The organism is Bacteroides sp. AR29, assembly GCF_900217715.1.
Lineage (GTDB): Bacteria > Bacteroidota > Bacteroidia > Bacteroidales > Bacteroidaceae > Bacteroides > Bacteroides uniformis.
In genome coordinates this window covers 14,465-32,432 of the sequence record NZ_OBMS01000024.1, presented here as the reverse complement: position 1 = coordinate 32,432, position 17,968 = coordinate 14,465, and the positions used below count along the sequence as shown (strand labels likewise).

Sequence of the window (17,968 nt, the reverse complement as noted above, 5' to 3'; positions counted from 1 at the left end):
AAATGATGTAGTTAAAAAGAGTAAACCCCACATGCAATGTAGAAATGAACATTAAAAGAGAAAAATTGGAAACAAAAAGAACAGTAACATTGTTGTAATGAAGAACATAAAAACTAACTTTGCCACGGAAGTTTTCTACAAGTAAATGGACACTAAATTGACAAAATGGATATTACCAATATTGATGCTGATTACAGAAACGGCTGTTCATGCACAAACACACCTTGCAGAAGCAAAAAACTCTGTGGACTCAATTTCTACGTATCCGATAGACTCGCTTCCCAAGAAACGCAGTTTTTTCGGAAAAATTTTGAATTACTTCAACGATGCCAACAAAGAAAAGAAAAACAAGAAATTTGATTTCAGCATTATAGGCGGACCTCATTATTCCAGTGACACCAAATTTGGAATCGGACTGGTGGCGGCAGGACTCTACCGTACCGACCGGAACGATAGTATTCTCCCTCCGTCCAATGTCTCTCTGTATGGGGATGTCTCCACAGTGGGATTCTATTTGCTGGGAGTACGTGGAAACCATCTGTTTCCCCAAGACAAATACCGGTTGAACTACAATCTGTATTTCTATTCTTTCCCAAGCCTTTACTGGGGACAAGGATATGACAATGGAGCCAATGATGACAATGAGAGTGAATACGATCGCTTTCAGGCGCAGGTTAAGGTGGACTTCATGTTCCGGATGGCACGTAACTTTTATATCGGTCCGATGACAGCATTTGATTACGTGTATGGACATGACTTTGAAAAACCGGAATTATGGAAAGGAATGAAAGCGCGTAGCACCAACGTGAGCTTGGGGTTTTCCTTGTTGTATGATTCACGCGATTTTCTGACAAATGCCTATAAAGGATATTACCTACGGATAGACCAGCGCTTCAGTCCGGCCTTTTTGGGAAATAAATATGCATTCAGCAATACGGAACTGACGACCAGCTATTACCAGTCCGTGTGGAAGGGTGGGGTGTTGGCAGGCCAGTTCCATACTCTGCTGAACTACGGAAATCCGCCCTGGGGACTGATGGCAACATTGGGAAGTTCCTATTCTATGCGTGGCTATTATGAGGGGCGCTACCGTGACAAGTGTGCAATGGATGCCCAGCTGGAACTACGCCAACATGTATGGAAGCGAAATGGAGTTGCCGTATGGGTAGGGGCGGGAACCATATTCCCGAATTTCTCGGAATTGGAGGCCAGGCATATTCTTCCTAATTATGGTTTCGGCTACCGCTGGGAGTTCAAAAAGAGAGTAAACGTACGTTTGGATTTAGGTTTTGGCAAACACCAGACCGGATTTATATTCAATATCAATGAAGCTTTTTAGAGACATAAAAAAATGGTTCGACAATCAGGAACATTTGTTCTATCTGTTTCTGGTCATTCTGATAGTGCCCAATGTAGTGCTATGCTTTACAGAACCCATATCATGGACGGCAAAGATATGTAATATCCTGCTACCCCTTTCTATATATTATGCTGTAATGGCTTGGTCGAGAAACTGTGGCAGGACATTCTGGCTGCTATTTCCGTTCATCTTCTTCGGAGCCTTCCAGCTTGTATTGCTGTATCTTTTCGGTCAGTCCATTATCGCAGTGGATATGTTTCTGAATCTGGTGACAACCAATTCGAGCGAGGCGCTGGAACTGCTGGACAATCTGATACCTGCCATCGTTATTGTGGTAGTGCTCTATATACCTGCATTAATTCTGGCAACCATATCCATTGTACACAAACGCAGACTGTCCGAAGCATTCATCCGGCAAGCTCGCCGTCGCACTCTGTATGTGTTGTCTGCCGGAATATTATCCTTAGGCACTGCTTATTTGACAGATAACCGGTATGAGCCGAAATCCGAACTGTATCCTGCCAACGTATGCTACAACATAGCACTTGCTTTTCAACGGACGGCCCAGACGCGGAATTATCACAAGACCTCTAAAGATTTTACCTTTCATGCTAGAAGTACTCATCAGGCTGATGAAAGGGAAGTATATGTAATGGTGGTGGGAGAAACCTCACGGGCATGCAACTGGGCTTTGTACGGCTACGAACGGGAGACTAACCCGGGACTGTCGGGCATTGGCGGACTGACAGCTTTCAGCCATGTGCTGACAGAATCAAACACTACCCACAAGAGTGTTCCGATGTTGCTGTCGCCGGTCAGTGCTTCCAGTTTTGATTCCATCTATTATCAGAAAGGGATTATCACAGCATTCAAGGAAGCCGGTTACCAGACCGCCTTTTTCTCGAACCAGCGTTATAACCACTCATTTATAGACTTCTTCGGCAAAGAAGCCGACACGTATGATTTCATTAAAGAAGATGTGGGGGATTCCAATTACAACCCCTCTGATAACGAACTGTTGAAACTGGTAGCAAAAGAACTGGGCAAAGGAGTTTCCAGGCAATTTATAGTTCTCCACACTTACGGTTCTCATTTCAATTATAAAGAGCGCTATCCGGCAGAGCAGGCTTTCTTCCTGCCGGACATGCCCGTTGATGCGGAAGTGAAATACAAAGACAACCTGATTAATGCCTATGACAATTCTATCCGCTACACGGATAATTTTCTGGTTCGTCTGATAGATATGCTTCAAGAACAACATGTCAATTCTGCCCTGATATACACTTCAGACCATGGAGAAGATATTTTCGATGACAACCGGCATCTCTTTCTGCATGCTTCACCGGTACCTTCCTATTATCAGATACATGTGCCATTCTTTATTTGGATGTCCGACAACTACCGGCAGAGATACCCATCGTTATTGGAGGCCGCACAAGCCAATAGGCAGAAGAATGTATCTTCCAGTGCCTCATTCTTCCAGACAATGCTGGAAATAGGTGGAGTGGAGACCCCATACCGGAATGACTCTTTATCTGTCACCAGCGCTCTGTTTATCGAAAGACCCAGAGTCTATCTGAACGACCACAATGAAGCCCGCACACTGGATGATGTCGGTATGCTCAAGGAAGACTTCAAGATGCTGGAAGAGAAAGGCATCAGGTAATCAGGGAAAGAGAGCAGGCTGTTGCTATTTTGCCCTGATTCTTGATATAAAATTCTGAATCACCGGATACATCTCCTCTACCGTATTCAGCTCCATGCAAGCCGTCTCCAACGGGCACCAGCCGGTCTTGTCACGGTTAATGATATGGGGAACCTCTTGGGCAAAAGTCGTTTCAATTCCTGCTTCGCACAGCAATGCCAGCGCAGGAGTGCTGATTATATCGGCATAGACCGTTTTAAAGCCTCCCAGTACCATCAAAGCAGCGGCACCTTTCCCTATAACCTTATCGGCAATGGCAGCCCCCTTCATAAATGCAGAATCTGCCTGGTACAAATCATACAAATCCGCTACTCCCCGTTGGGTGAAAGTACGGACTTCCTCCCGGTTCTTCATAACACAAGAGTATCCTCCCTTGTGCAGTATGTCAATGATACTCTCCATTTTATAAAGTCTCTTGTTTCAACTGTTCTACAAATTTGTCAATACGATGCAGTTCTTTGGGAATATCAATCGTTTGCGGGCAATGCGGAGAACACTGGTTGCACCCGGTACAATGGTCGGCCTGCCTCAGTTTGGGTACACTTCGGTCATATCCTACGAGAAAAGCACGGCGTGCTTTCCGATAATTCTCATCCTGGCTGCTTTCCGGCACATTTCCTTCATTGACACATTTATTGTAATGTATCAAGATGGCAGGAATGTCAATTCCATACGGGCAAGGCATGCAGTACTTGCAGTCGTTGCAAGGTATGGTGGGGTACTCCATCATCAAATCTGCCGTATCATACAGATACTGAGTTTCCTCTTCTGTGAGTGGTACCAATGGAGAGTAAGTACGGATGTTATCCTGCAAATGTTCCATATAAGTCATGCCGCTCAGCACTGTCAGTACATCCTGGGGAGAACCGGCATAACGGAATGCCCAAGACGCCACACTGCGTTCGGGTTCGCGCTGCTTCAGCCGTGCCACAATATGGTCGGGGACATTGGAGAGCCGCCCACCCAGCAGAGGCTCCATAATGACAGCAGGGATCTTACGCTTGGCCAGCTCGTCATACAGATACTCTGCCTTGAAGTTGCTGCCCGAAGCATGTTTCCAGTCCACATAATTCAACTGTATTTGTACAAAGTCCCAATGAACTTCACCACGGTCATGCATCTGCAAGGCATAGTCATAGACTTCGATATCTCCGTGGAACGACCATCCCAAACGGCGGATGCGTCCTGCTTCACGCTCCTTGACAAGAAAATCAATCATACCGTTGTCTATGTAGCGTTTGCGGAATTGCTCCATGCCACCGCCACCAATCATGTGTAGCAGATAGTAGTCTATATAGTCCACCTGCATATCCTCGAACGACTTACGGTACATGGCGATGGAACCCTCGCGAGTCCAGGTATCAGGATGAAAATTGGATAGTTTGGTGGCAAGATAGAACGATTCGCGTGGATGGCGTTTCAGAGCTATTCCCGTAGACTTCTCACTCCATCCTTGTACATACATCGGAGACGTATCGAAATAATTCACGCCATGGGCAATGGCATAATCCACCAGTTCGTTTACAGCATCCTGGTCTATCATTTCCCCTTTTCCATCCGGAGCAGGAACGGTAGGCCAGCGCATACAGCCATATCCTAAAATAGAAACTTTGTCACTCCCCAAACCAGGAAAACTACGATAGGTCATTTTATCCGTCGGAATGGGGCCCAATACTTTACTGCCTTCACTGCTTCCTTCCTTAGAACCACATCCATAGAGGGCAGCAGTAGATGTGGCGGTTGTAATTCCCACTATCTTCAAGAAATCACGACGGTTCATATTGTTTTTATGATGTTCTTCCATACTTATAGAAATTCTACTTTGTTATATAATTCGATGTTTTTCATGTCCTTCCACATAGATGGCACTGAACGGACGGGCCGGACAAAGATTCTCACATGCCCCGCAGCCGATACAACGCTCCACATTGATTACCGGAATCTTTGGAGAATCCCTGTCTTCAGGTATACTCGGCACCATTTGTATGGCTCCCGTCGGACAATGGCGTGCACAGTTGCCACACTGCACACCATCCGTCAGTGGTATGCAATTTTTCTTTACCCACACGGCATGCCCTATCTGAACGGATGATTTATCAGCTTTGGTTATCGGACGGATAGCCCCTGCAGGACATACCTCCGAACATTTTGTACATTCCGGTCTACAATAGCCGCGTTCGTATGACATTTCCGGTTGCATCAATTTCCTTAAGTCTGCAGAAGGACGAAGAACCTGATTGGGACATGCCGACACACAGAGCTGGCAGGCCGTGCAGTGTTGCGCCATATTGCGGGCACTCAATGAGCCGGGAGGAGTGAGGGGAGTGCTTCGCTCAGGAATCTTCTTATCTTCAATGGCTGCCAGTCCTCCGTCTACTTTCTTTTCCTGCGCTTTTAAAACAGAAGTGGCTGCAACCAGAGCCGTTGCTGTGAAAAAACTGCGGCGGGTTTCGTTTATCTGTTCCGAATCTGCCTTGCCCGCAGCAGGTTTACCGAAAGGATGATACTTGTAGGAAATGGCTCCATGCTTGCACTTCTCAATGCAGTTCATGCAAACCACACACCGGCTTGCATCAATCTGATGCTCCTTAAAGTTGATGCAGGCTGCCTTGCAGTTGCGTGAACAAAGACTGCATTGGTTGCACTTTTCCGAATCTATTGTGATGCGGAAAAGCGAATAACGTGAAAGGAAGCCCAAGACCGTTCCTACCGGGCAAATCGTATTACAATAGGTTCGTCCGTTGCGTCCGGCCAGAACAACAAGCACAGCCAAAGTAGCGGCAGCAATAATAAAAGTCGGCAGGCTCTTCAACCATACATCCGTTTCATAAAAGGCATAACTGTCTGCCCGTTCAGCCAGATAAGCAAGCAGATTGTTGCCCCATTGCCATATAGGTTGAAAAAGATTATTGGCAATACGTCCGTATGCACTATAGGGTGCAAGTAGAGCAGCCAATGAACCAATTCCGGCAATCAAGGCAATGATAAACACACCCAATACGCCATAGCGCAGCCAAGATAAGGCCGGAGAATAAGAGTAAGGAAGCTTCCTGCGTTTTTTAGGTTGCCGGCCCAGCCATGCCAGTATATCCTGAAATACCCCTAAGGGGCAAATCACAGAACAATAGATACGCCCGCATACCAAAGTGAGAATTACAAGAAACAATATCACTCCCACATTCAGCGCCAATACAGCCGGCAAAAACTGGATTTTGGCTAACCAGCCGAACCACCCATGCAACGTTCCCGTAAAATCAAGGAACAGCAAGGTGATGAGTGCAAAACAAATCATTGCAAAAGTCAGTCTAATCTTCCGTAACATGATAATCCTTTATTTTGAGTTCCTAAACATTCTATATCAGCGATATGAGTACAAAACAACTGCCGAAATAGTGAAATTTTCTTTATGCAAAAATAAAGAAAAAAAGAAAGATATCATCATTCAATGGAATTAAAAACGAAAGAAATAAACGGTGCAGAATGCCTTTACTATAATCCAAGCGGTCTACAGAAAGAATCAACTTATGATTTCCGAAAAATTTCCGTGTACGGTCTATCGCCCGCCGTACTTCCGGTCTGGAAGAAGCATTGTGATACAGTCCGTAGTTGATTCCCATAGGAAGAGCATCGGTCTCAACTACTCTATTCCCGAGTTGTGCTTCGTCCAGTTTAAAGTCAATACGCAGTACCCGTTCGACAGCACTAATAAAATGCCGCATATAGTCATAAGTATGGAAAGCTATAAAGTCAGCATCCAATAATCCTTTCAGGATTTCTGCACGTTCCGGTAATATCCGGAAAAGTTCATAGGAAGGGAAAGGGATATGATGGAAATATCCGATATTCAAATTCGGGTAAACCTTCCGAAGCATTCCGGGAAGCAGCATTGGCTGATAGTCTTGAATCCACACCTTGTCACCTGGATGTATCACGCGGCAAATGGCATCGCAGAACAACTGGTTCACTTCCTGATACGATTGCCAGAAAGAGTTCCGATATAGCGTATAAACAAAAAAGTAGTGACATAATGGCCAAATAGTACTATTACTATAGCCTTCATAATAATTCTTTATCTGTGTTTCGGACAAGAATACTGGGTGAAAATTTATTCCTTCCAATCTAGAAGTGATTTCCTTTTTACTTTCTTCGTTGTCAACGCATATTCCAGGCCATCCAATCCAATGTTTTTCGTAGGAAATCTGAAGTGAGTCCAAACCGGTAGCCAGTCCACCTTCACTTCATGAAAACACGAACGTTTCATCCTCTTTGGTAACCTTAACGGGTAATCTGTTTGATATAATATAAAATTTCATGTATGAGTTAACACAAGAAATATGCCAACTCATACAATATTTTATTTATTGCTTATAATCAGGATTTTAGGAAAAGATAAAGAGAAAAACAAACATTCAAAAATGAAAAAGAATGTTCCATTTCGATATGGTCCTACTATTACCAATTATCACTGAAAATGTCTTTCTTCACCAATGCTTCAATTCTTTGCTTATAGCAATTTATCCCTTCTGCTATATTTTTACTAGCTTCCGAGGTCCCCATTCCATAGACTACAAGAGGAGTTTGCCATATCATTCCAGCATGTACAGCACTTGCTTGATAAGGTCTTAACAACTCATCCACCGTAAAACGATTTCTTCCTCCGCTTCTATAAGCATCATGTTCAGAGCCGGCAGTAGTGACCACCATCAATGTCTTACCAGCCACAGCAGGAGTTTTTGCCAGATAAGTAAATACTTCATCCAACCATCTCTTCAATAAAGAAGGAGCCGACATCCAATAGAACGGAAACTGAAATACAAGCGCAGATGCATGCGATATGATAGTGCTCCATATCTCTGCATTAAAAGCATCTTCCATACGCATCTCATATAAATTGTATATGGCCACCTCTCCCATGTCACTAATAGCATCCATCAATGCCTTGTTAGCTCGCGACTCTTTTATATTGGGATGTGTCAGAAGAACCACTACTTGCTTTGAATCTTTATCCATATTGTTTTTCTTTTAGTTTAAAATCATTGATGTGTGTACAAATATACAAAATATAGATATACGAGTAGGAGGAAATAAAAGTTTTCTTCCTACTTTCATTTTCTGACATATATTTTCGAATGTGACGAAAGAGGCGGAAAGCGGGTGAGGGCAAAGGTATAAAAACAAACTTCTGAAGAATTTATGATGCGGACTAACGAAAAATAATGTATCATCCCCATATAGATTTACTAGTGATTCCGTATGAGGAGCTTATACCCAACAAAGCATGTTCTTGTTAAGACAAATTAAAAAAGGAACAACTACTGTTGTTCTTTTTTTAAGTACACCCTCAGGGATTCGAACCCTGGACCCACTGATTAAGAGTCAGTTGCTCTACCAACTGAGCTAAGAGTGCATTCCTTATTTCTTGTTTGCGGGTGCAAAAGTAGTCCTTTTATTTTATTCGTGCAAACAAAACGGTGTATTTTTTGCGATGAAATGGGATTTTTTATTCAAACTCGTATAAATCAGAAGGAGTAGTACGCTTCAAAGCACACAACTGTACATCCTTTCCTACGATAATTCCTTTTTCCCTTAATTTCCATTCCACTGTTTTATATGCCAATTCAGGATGATTGTTGTCCTTGCTCAAATGACAAAGCCAAATATACTGTAAATGTTCCGTCATATTTTCCGAAAGAAATTCAGCAGTAGCAATATTACTCATGTGTCCGGTGCGGCTGGTAATCCGTTCTTTCAGGTATTGGGGGTAGGTACCCATGCGTAACATTTCCTCATCGTAGTTGGCTTCCAATATCAGATAATTGGCCTTTCTGATATATTCTGCGGCCGTAGGAGTAATTTCACCAAGGTCTGTAAGAAAAGCAAACACTTTTCCGCCTATCTCAATGCAATAGCCCACATTGTCCGTGCCATCATGAGGTACCTCGAAAGATTCGATATGAAAATCTTCCAACTGCATGGGTTGCTGCTTTTCCAGGTAACGGACAGACGAATATAACTTTTCTGTCATGCAATAGCTCCGGTTGATGCCCTCATGAATCCGGGCGGTTGTATAAATAGGAATATTCAGTTTTTCACCCAATCCGCCTACTGCTTTGATATGGTCCGCATGATCATGCGTAACAAATACCGCACGTATCATTTCCATGCTGATACCTGCTTCTTTCAGTCCTTTTTTTATCGTCCGTACTGCAATGCCGGCGTCGATGAGTATTCCATATTTTTCTGTGCCTATATAATAACAGTTGCCGCTGCTTCCACTGGCAAGGCTTATAAATTTTACTTTCATCCTAATCTCCTTAATTACAAAAAAGCCGTCGCTTTTAAAAAAAGTGACGGCAAATATACAAAAAGTATGCAATATATAAACCTTATGCCTTCTTCTTTTTGTCGATGAATTCGGTAGTTTTGGCAAAAACGAATAATGCTATTGCCGCAACCAATCCTATAACAGCGAAATAATACCAGATATAATGTGCATTGACACTAGCTGCTTCCCACGCTTCGCGGGTTTCAAACAAGACTGGATCAGGACAATATTTTGTCAGAAGCACCCCCGCAATACCGAATCCGAAAATAGAAGAGAGGAATGAATGAAGATGACTGAAACCGAGGTACATACCTTCTTCGCCCTTGGGGGCCTGCAAAGAGAAGTATTCCAGATAACGCGGTGAGATAAAACATTCTGCCAAAGCTTGCACAACAATACCAAACACCATCATCAAAGTAATATTGCTCATGCCGGAAATAATATCGTTGCCCAGCAAATTACCGCATGCCATCAGCAATGCCGATACCGGAATAAGAAACATGCCTATATTCATAGAAGTAATAGCTGTGCGCTTTGCCATCCACCGGGTGATAAAACTTACGCAGCAAACCACTACAAACGGGTTTACATTGGCTATCCACCCCGGTTTGGCTGTTTCACCCGCCATACGGATGACATATTTGGGCATAGTTGCATAGAGCTGTTGCTGCACCATCCAAAAGCCGGTTACGATGAGGATAAGAATCAACAAACGCCAATTAGTGATAATACGCAGAAAACCTTGCCCAATTTCACGCATGCTTTTCCCTTCACCTGCTGTATGTGCCGATTTATACAATAAGATGACAGCCAATAATGCCAGCACCGTCATGGCAGCCGAGAAGTAATTGATATAAATATAAGCTTGCTCACCGATAACATTCCGTAGAGGGTCGACCACCGTTTTTCCGGTAAAAGCTCCTATATTCACCATCATATAGAAGATGGAATAGCCGCGAGCACGGGTAGCCTCTGTTGTTTCCTTAGCCACCGATCCCGATATGATAGACTTGATGAACGAACCTCCTACCATGATAACAAACAATACGGGGACAATCATCCAGCGGTCATTACTATCCGGCAATCCTGAAAAACGGGTTGTCTCGCCATACTCCACCAGACCGGCTGTTTCCAGTAGGGTGGGAAGCAATCCCAAGCCCAAATACCCGATGGAAAGCAGTGAGAAAGCAATAATCATCGACTTTCGGAAACCTATCTTATCGGCATATGCGCCCGTAAAGATAGGCAACAAATAGAGCCCTCCCGAAAACAGACCGGAAATCATGCTTGACTCAAAATCATTGAAACCTAAAATATTGGAAAGATAAATGGTAAGAACAATAAATACAGCATAATATGCCATGCGTTCGAACAGTTCTACTGTACTGCTTACCCAAAAAGCTCTGCTGAAGCCTTTGGAAGCGGGTTGGGGTGATGTCATCATCCTTTTGTACGATTAAAATTTATGTATTAAATGAAAAAATAAATGCAAAAATAGGAAATTAATATCGTGTTTGCAAGATATTAATTTTCTGCAAACACAATATTAATAAGTTGCAGACAAGATATTAACTTCCCATTTATCACTATTTATCTTTTCATTTATATAGAATACTCCGTATCTTTGGACGCTTTTATAAAACGACCATTCATGAAAGATAAAATCGAATTTATAGCTTTTGACGCTGATGACACACTGTGGGAAAGCGAACTTTATATTCAGGAGTTCGAGCACAAATTCTGTAACCTTTTAAGGCAATATCTGCCTGCTTCATCCATATCACAAAGGTTTTTTGAAACAGAAATGAAGAATCTGCATATGTATGGCTATGGGCTGAAGAGCATAATGCTCAGTATGACTGAAACCATCTGCAAAGTGACAGACGGAAACGGGAATATGCATCTTATAGAAGAAGTAATAGGATGGGGACAAGAGCTTCTGCAGAAACCGGTTACACTACTGGAAGGCGTGAAGGAGACCATATCGTCACTTCATGGGAAATATAAATTGGTGTTGGCCACTAAGGGGGACTTGTTCGACCAGAAAAGAAAAATAGAAGCTTCCGGACTGCGAGAATATTTCCATCATATCGAAATTATGAGTGACAAGAAAATCGATGATTACCAGAGGCTGATTGATACATTGGGCTGTCCGCCTGAAAAACTCCTGATGATAGGTAATTCTGTAAAATCAGACATACTTCCGGTATTGGAACTTGGGGGATACGCTGCCCATGTACCATACCACGTGACTTGGGCATACGAGCAACATGAAGGGGAAATACGACATCCCAATTTTATACGATTGGATAGTATCAAAGGAATATTAGATAAGCTATAAGTTATGGGTGAAACTGCATAACTTATAGCTTACTATTGCTTTTTAGAATTGGAAGAAATTCTTAGCGTTATAATAGCTGATATCTTCAATCATCTGGTTTACGCGTTCCATCTCGGAAATAGGAATTTCACCATTTTCTACATCACGGCCTACAAGATTACACAATGTACGGCGGAAATATTCATGGCGCGGATAGGAGAGGAAGGAACGGGAATCGGTCAGCATACCAACAAATCGGCTCAATAAGCCCAGTACAGAAAGGGCATTCATCTGCTTTTCCATACCATCCTTCTGGTCAAGGAACCACCAACCGGAACCGAATTGAATCTTACCGGCAACCGTACCATCCTGGAAGTTACCCAGCATAGTAGCAATGACTTCGTTGGCGCATGGATTCAAATTATAAAGAATAGTCTTGGTCAGCTTACCATTGGAGTTTAAGCGGTCGAGAAATTTAGCCATAGCTTTTGCTGTAGTAAATTCGCCAATGGAATCAAAACCGGTATCAGGACCTAACAGTTTGAACATCTTACTATTGTTGTTGCGAATAGCACCATAATGGAACTGTTGTGTCCAACCTTTCTCCCAATCCATTTCGCCGAACACAACCAGCATGGCCGACTTGAATTTCAGAATTTCCTCCTTCGTCAATCCAGTACCGCCATATACCTTGTTAAAGATAGCCTTAACTTCCGCTCCTGTATAATCCTCGGCATAGAATTCTTCAATTCCGTGGTCAGACAGTTTACATCCTTGTTTCGCGAAAAAATCGTGACGCTTACGCAAGGCAGCAACCATATCGTCAAAGCAGGAAATAGCCACATCGCTCACTTCGGCCAACTTTTCTACATATGCGCGAAAATCGGAAGGAACTTCCACCGCCATTGCCTTATCCGGACGCCAAGTAGGCAACATCTTGATTTCAAAGCCGCTCTCACGTGTCTTGATATGGTATTCCAAGGAATCAATAGGATCATCTGTAGTACAAACCACTTCCACATGATAACGGCGCATCATGCCACGGGCGGAATATTCAGGCTGTTTCAGCTTCTCATTACATTCATCATAAATTTCACGGGCCGTATGAGGATTGAGAATTTTATCGATTCCAAAAGCGGTCTTCAATTCAAGGTGGGTCCAGTGATACAACGGATTACGGAAAGTATAAGGTACCGTTTCGGCCCACTTCTCAAACTTTTCCCAATCTGTAGTATCCTTACCGGTACAGAAACGTTCGTCCACACCATTGGTACGCATGGCACGCCACTTGTAGTGGTCACCTCCCAACCAAATCTCAGTCAGTGACTTAAATTGATAGTCTTCCGCCACCATTTGAGGAATCAAGTGACAATGATAGTCGATAATCGGCATTTTAGCCGCATGCTCGTGGTACAACTTCTGTGATGTTTCCGTTTGCAACAGAAAATTTCCGTCCATAAAGTTTTTCATCTTCTTGTGTTTTAAGTATCTAAAAATATTACTTTCTATTTATTACACTTATATAGTATTGATTGTAAAGCTAATAGGTCGTATAATTGTTTTTAGTTTTATTAACCGTTATCGAACACAAAAGTAGAAATTTTACTTGGAGAAACAAAATAATTCGTATCTTTGCGGCGAATATTTATAATATTTAAGCTTCAGACGTCTCACCTTTACTGCCTTAGGCAGCATACCTCAAGATGGAAAACAAGAACTATACCATTAAAGACATAGCACGCATGTCCGGCGTCTCTGCCGGCACTGTAGACCGCGTACTGCACAACCGCGGAGACGTATCCGTTTCCAGTAGGGAAAAAGTCCAGAAAGTACTCGACGAGATAGATTATCATCCCAATATGTTTGCCATCGGGCTGGCGGCTAAAAAGCACTATCATATTGTCTGCATTATACCTTATTATATAGAACATGATTATTGGTATGCTGTAGCAGCGGGAATTGACCGTGCCGCACAAGAATTACGGCCGTTCAATGTTGGAGTTAGCTATCTGTACTATCGGCATGCGGACAAATCCTCCTATAAAGAAGCATGTGCTGTGCTCCGGGAGGAAAATGCCGACGCCGTACTTGTTGCCCCGAATTTCCGAGAGGAGACCATAAAACTCACTGCTTATTTGGAGGAAGCGGATATTCCCTATGCATTCATAGACTTCAATATTGAACAGACGCATGCCTTGTGTTATATCGGACAAGATTCCAAAACCAGCGGATACATCGCTGCCAAGATTCTGATGCGTAGCTATGAAAAAGGGCAGGAGCTTGTGTTATTCCTGAACAATCAGAAAAACAATCCGGCAGAAATCCAGATGCAACGCCGCCTCGAGGGGTTCATGCAATACCTTTCCGAGGAACATAAGGATTTGATTATCCATGACATTGTGTTGCACAAGGAAGATACTGACGGCAACAGACGGATGTTGGATGCTTTTTTTAAAGAACATCCCCAAGCCGTACTGGGAGCTGTTTTTAATTCCCGTGTTTATCAGGTGGCAAATTATCTGCACGAAAAGGGGCAGAAGCTGGCAGGACTTGTGGGATATGACCTTTTACACAAAAATACAGAGTTCCTGAAAACCGGTGAAGTAACCTTTCTCATCGGTCAACGCCCAGGCCTGCAAGGCTATTGTGGCGTGAAGACTTTATGCAACCACGTGGTATTTAAAAGACCGGTCACTGCAGTGAAATACATGCCCATCGACATATTGATGAAGGAAAACATAGACTTTTACTTTGAGTTTGAATAATCAAAAAATTACATATCAACCATTTAAATCATTTTTTAAATGAAAGCATTAAACAAAGAAACTGCTCCCAAAGCACAACGCCCGGAACGCATTATCCAGTTTGGCGAAGGTAATTTCCTTCGCGCATTTGTGGATTGGATTATTTATAACATGAATCAAAAGACCGATTTTAACAGCAATGTGGTAGTAGTCCAACCCATCGATAAAGGTATGGTTGACATGCTGAATGCCCAGGATGACCTTTATCATGTAAATCTGCAAGGTCTGGATAAAGGAGAAACCATCAACAGTCTGACTATGATAGATGTAATCAGCCGTGCCTTAAACCCCTATACTCAAAACGATGAGTTCATGAAATTGGCCGAACAACCGGAAATGCGTTTTGTCATTTCCAACACGACGGAAGCAGGTATAGCCTTTGACCCTGCTTGTAAGCTGACAGATACACCGGCGTCTTCTTATCCGGGCAAACTGACACAGCTGTTGTATCACCGTTTCAAGACATTCAACGGCGACAAGAGCAAAGGACTGATTATCTTCCCTTGCGAACTCATCTTCCTGAATGGCCACAAGTTGAAGGAGACAATCTATCAATACATTGAATTATGGCAATTGGGTGATGAGTTCAGAGCTTGGTTTGAGGAAGCCTGCGGTGTGTATGCAACACTGGTGGACCGTATCGTTCCAGGATTCCCCCGCAAAGACATTGCCGCTATAAAAGAAAAGATACAGTACGATGACAATCTGGTAGTGCAGGCTGAAATTTTCCATTTATGGGTCATCGAGGCTCCGCAAGAAGTCGCCGAAGAATTCCCTGCCGACAAAGCCGGACTGAATGTATTGTTTGTTCCTTCTGAAGAACCTTACCACGAAAGAAAAGTAACCTTGCTGAATGGACCTCATACCGTATTGTCTCCAGTAGCCTATCTGTCGGAGGTAAATATTGTACGCGATGCCTGCCAGCATCCTATAATCGGACAATACATCCATAAAGTGATGTTTGACGAGCTGATGGAAACGTTGAACCTGCCGAAAAACGAATTGAAAAAGTTTGCAGAAGATGTATTGGAGCGCTTCAACAATCCGTTTGTTGACCATGCCGTAACCAGTATTATGCTGAACTCTTTCCCTAAATACCAAACCCGTGACCTTCCTGGCCTGAAAACCTACTTGAAACGTAAAGGAGAACTGCCGAAAGGTCTGGTATTGGGACTGGCTGCCATCATCACGTACTACAAAGGAGGTACCCGCGCAGACGGCACAGAAATCATCCCGAATGATGCTCCCGAAATCATGCAGTTATTGAAAGACCTTTGGGCAACGGGGGATACCCGCAAAGTGGCAGAAGGCGTATTGGCAGCCAAAGACCTTATCTGGGGGGAACACGGAGACTTGAATACCGTTCCAGGATTGACAGACATGATTACCTGCTTCTTAAAATCCATCCAAGAAAAAGGCATGCAGGAAACAGTAAAAGGTATTCTTTAATTCCTATGATTTTAAACAAGCAGACCGTACAAAAGGAGTTTTTATACGGTCTGCTTTATTTATACCACATTTGATGGGAAATAATTAAGCCACAGTTTTCTTTTTTGTCTAAAGGCTTTCCTGCTCTGCTGCCCGCAATATAAAAGTAGTGGCACCAATAGTTACAATGGCTCCATCCTCAATGCGAATACGGTCTTTGTCACCCAAAATTTCATTATTAAGGAAAGTTCCCGTCAGGCTGGGAGCATCGCGTAAGGTATAAATCAACACTCCCTGCTTATTACGCTTTACATTAATGATACAGTGACGCTGGTCCATACTCATATCCGAAGTCTCAATCGGCACATCGATAACATTCCCCACGCAACGCCGGCCTATGATATTGTCACCTTCTTGCAATGGAAGTACCTGCTTAAAACCAAACACGTTCTCAATGACCGTGATGCTGCCAAAAGCCTCTTTAAACTCCGCTTCATCCGGACGTTCTTCCTTTTGAGGGGCTTTCATCTTTGATTTACCTAAACGGATACTGAACTGCTTCTTACACTGGTCACATACAAAGACCAGTGATTGGCCTTCGGTATACTTGGTTTCATCGAATGTTAAGTAATTCTCACATTTGGGACAACGGATACGCTTCATGATAGTTAAAAATTAAAGAATTAAAAAATAAAGCAAGGGTAGATTACTTTCTACTTCTTTAATACCCAAGCGTTCTTATACGTTTCATTCTGGCGAACTCTGTTCAATGCCTGATATGCTTCTGTTTCTGTGCCACAAGACTCAATGCTGACACGCATTTTACCATCTCCAACAATTGCTTTTGCATGAGGGTAACCTTTTTCAATCAGTTGCTTTGCCATTGCTTCGGCATCCTTCTCAGTACCTACACTGGCAATGATGACGTGGTATTTCTGTGCAGAGACAAGTGACGGGGCGACAGTCCCTGCTGTGGTCTTTTGAATTTCACTCTTTGTTGTTACAGATGTTGAAGAGGACACTTCTGCCGCCTGCTGCTTAGGCTGAGAAACAACCGGAGCATTCTGCGCGTTAGCTTGGCCCACCTTAACCTCTCTTACGGCAACCGGAACCACCTTTTTCTTTGCCTTCTGCCCCGTGTTTTTTTGAGCCGACGCTTTCGGAGTGTCGGCCTTCCGGCTAACAACAATCGGATTAATGGCAAGGGATTCCTTTTCTATCATCTCAAAAAGTTCATTCGGAAGTAATTGCGCATAATTTCCTTCAACCACTTCCGTATTCTCTATCGGTGTAGACAAAAAGAAAAACAAGGCAACCACTGCAATCATGGCAACCGCATTCGACAAATAGGAGCGGTTGAATTTAATCTCAAACCTTCGCTTTTTGTCTTCCGGCACAACTGGAACAGAATAACGGATGGTCTTTTCCATGTACGGTTTCTTCAGTTCCGCCAGTTCCTGCATTTCAAAACTATCCAACCCATATAAGTAAGGAGTGGTTATCTTGTGGTCATAGGGAACAAAGTCATAAATACCATGAATGGAGTAACGCAATTCGCCAATGTTGGGCAAATCCACCTTACCTTCTTCATGGAGAGCAGTGAATATATGCGCCACTTCTTTTTCTACAATCCGCGTAGCATCAGAAAAATCAGTATCATAGACAGCCATATAGGATTGTACAAGTAAGCCGTCATTCATCTTCAGTTGAGGATTGAAACCGATAATACGGGTAGGGGGCAGAAAAACATTCTCTTCCGCTACTCTCATTGCCGGAGTATAATGAGCTACAAATCCTCCCAAACCGGGAACAATGACACAATCGTTCTCCAATAACAATACTTCTATGTGCTGTGCTAATTCAATCATGCTACAAAAGTAGCGGAAATATCGGATATACGCTAGTTTCAGAGCTTTTTTCTTATCAACAAATTATGAACATTGCACATTGAAAATGTATTTGAAAAAGGTTTTTTGGCAAGAGAAGGAATTTTTACCGGAAAAATTTCTACTTTTGTACCGTTTAA

At 43.1% G+C, this 17,968-nt stretch carries 14 protein-coding genes, 1 tRNA gene and 1 pseudogene; 5 read left to right on the top strand and 11 right to left on the bottom strand.

All coding sequences use genetic code 11. The features are described 5' to 3' along the window. Positions 1–145: 145 nt before the first annotated feature. On the top strand, positions 146–1,339 hold the full coding sequence (locus CSD97_RS14870; RefSeq protein WP_008664589.1) for a BamA/TamA family outer membrane protein: 1,194 nt from the start codon (positions 146–148) through the stop codon (positions 1,337–1,339). Continuing rightward, positions 1,326–3,026 carry a lipid A phosphoethanolamine transferase gene (locus CSD97_RS14865; RefSeq protein ID WP_005837124.1) on the top strand — a complete coding sequence of 567 codons (1,701 nt, stop codon included), beginning with the start codon at positions 1,326–1,328 and terminating at the stop codon, positions 3,024–3,026. The genes CSD97_RS14870 and CSD97_RS14865 overlap by 14 nt, the downstream gene beginning before the upstream one ends. Positions 3,027–3,050: 24 nt before the next feature. Here the strand turns inward: CSD97_RS14865 and CSD97_RS14860 are convergent, their stop codons facing one another. From CSD97_RS14860 to CSD97_RS14825, 8 genes and pseudogenes are all read right to left on the bottom strand, one after another. Further along, a complete protein-coding gene (locus CSD97_RS14860; RefSeq protein WP_005825513.1) occupies positions 3,051–3,467 on the bottom strand; it encodes a DUF1893 domain-containing protein in 417 nt (138 codons plus the stop codon). Position 3,468: 1 nt separating this feature from the next. After that, positions 3,469–4,869: an aldo/keto reductase gene (locus CSD97_RS14855; protein ID WP_009038429.1), complete on the bottom strand. Its 1,401-nt coding sequence runs from the start codon at positions 4,867–4,869 to the stop codon at positions 3,469–3,471. 21 nt (positions 4,870–4,890) lie between these two features. Next, positions 4,891–6,387 (bottom strand): 4Fe-4S binding protein, encoded by a 1,497-nt coding sequence (locus CSD97_RS14850; protein ID WP_098032626.1) that lies wholly within the window; start codon positions 6,385–6,387, stop codon positions 4,891–4,893. 130 nt (positions 6,388–6,517) lie between these two features. Continuing rightward, a pseudogene (locus tag CSD97_RS14845) lies at positions 6,518–7,378 on the bottom strand (trehalose-6-phosphate synthase); the annotation flags it as partial. A gap of 139 nt (positions 7,379–7,517) precedes the next feature. Beyond that, on the bottom strand, positions 7,518–8,075 hold the full coding sequence (locus CSD97_RS14840) for an NAD(P)H-dependent oxidoreductase (protein ID WP_005825500.1): 558 nt from the start codon (positions 8,073–8,075) through the stop codon (positions 7,518–7,520). A 324-nt stretch (positions 8,076–8,399) separates the two neighbouring features. Then, positions 8,400–8,472: transfer RNA gene (locus CSD97_RS14835), tRNA-Lys, on the bottom strand. A 93-nt stretch (positions 8,473–8,565) separates the two neighbouring features. Next, the gene (locus tag CSD97_RS14830) at positions 8,566–9,369 is read right to left on the bottom strand and encodes an MBL fold metallo-hydrolase (protein WP_005837132.1); all 804 of its coding nucleotides are present in this window, start codon (positions 9,367–9,369) and stop codon (positions 8,566–8,568) included. A gap of 82 nt (positions 9,370–9,451) precedes the next feature. After that, positions 9,452–10,834, bottom strand: a complete 1,383-nt coding sequence (locus CSD97_RS14825) for an MFS transporter (protein ID WP_005837133.1) — start codon at positions 10,832–10,834, stop codon at positions 9,452–9,454. A 207-nt stretch (positions 10,835–11,041) separates the two neighbouring features. On the opposite strand from CSD97_RS14825, the gene CSD97_RS14820 reads away from it, so the two are divergent. After that, complete coding sequence (locus tag CSD97_RS14820) at positions 11,042–11,731, top strand: HAD family hydrolase (RefSeq protein ID WP_005825494.1); 690 nt, start codon at positions 11,042–11,044, stop codon at positions 11,729–11,731. A 42-nt stretch (positions 11,732–11,773) separates the two neighbouring features. Here CSD97_RS14820 and uxaC read toward each other — a convergent pair whose 3' ends face one another. After that, positions 11,774–13,180 carry a glucuronate isomerase gene (gene uxaC / locus CSD97_RS14815; protein WP_098032625.1) on the bottom strand — a complete coding sequence of 469 codons (1,407 nt, stop codon included), beginning with the start codon at positions 13,178–13,180 and terminating at the stop codon, positions 11,774–11,776. 233 nt (positions 13,181–13,413) lie between these two features. Here uxaC and CSD97_RS14810 point away from each other — a divergent pair, with 233 nt between their 5' ends. Both CSD97_RS14810 and CSD97_RS14805 read left to right on the top strand, forming a co-directional pair. Continuing rightward, positions 13,414–14,475 (top strand): substrate-binding domain-containing protein, encoded by a 1,062-nt coding sequence (locus tag CSD97_RS14810; protein ID WP_035448524.1) that lies wholly within the window; start codon positions 13,414–13,416, stop codon positions 14,473–14,475. 39 nt (positions 14,476–14,514) lie between these two features. Continuing rightward, on the top strand, positions 14,515–15,963 hold the full coding sequence (locus CSD97_RS14805; RefSeq protein WP_005825488.1) for a tagaturonate reductase: 1,449 nt from the start codon (positions 14,515–14,517) through the stop codon (positions 15,961–15,963). Between the two features lie 108 nt (positions 15,964–16,071). Here the strand turns inward: CSD97_RS14805 and CSD97_RS14800 are convergent, their stop codons facing one another. Further along, complete coding sequence (locus CSD97_RS14800) at positions 16,072–16,605, bottom strand: FHA domain-containing protein (RefSeq protein ID WP_098032624.1); 534 nt, start codon at positions 16,603–16,605, stop codon at positions 16,072–16,074. A 50-nt stretch (positions 16,606–16,655) separates the two neighbouring features. After that, the gene (locus CSD97_RS14795; protein ID WP_005825483.1) at positions 16,656–17,810 is read right to left on the bottom strand and encodes an SPOR domain-containing protein; all 1,155 of its coding nucleotides are present in this window, start codon (positions 17,808–17,810) and stop codon (positions 16,656–16,658) included. Positions 17,811–17,968 lie beyond the last annotated feature (158 nt).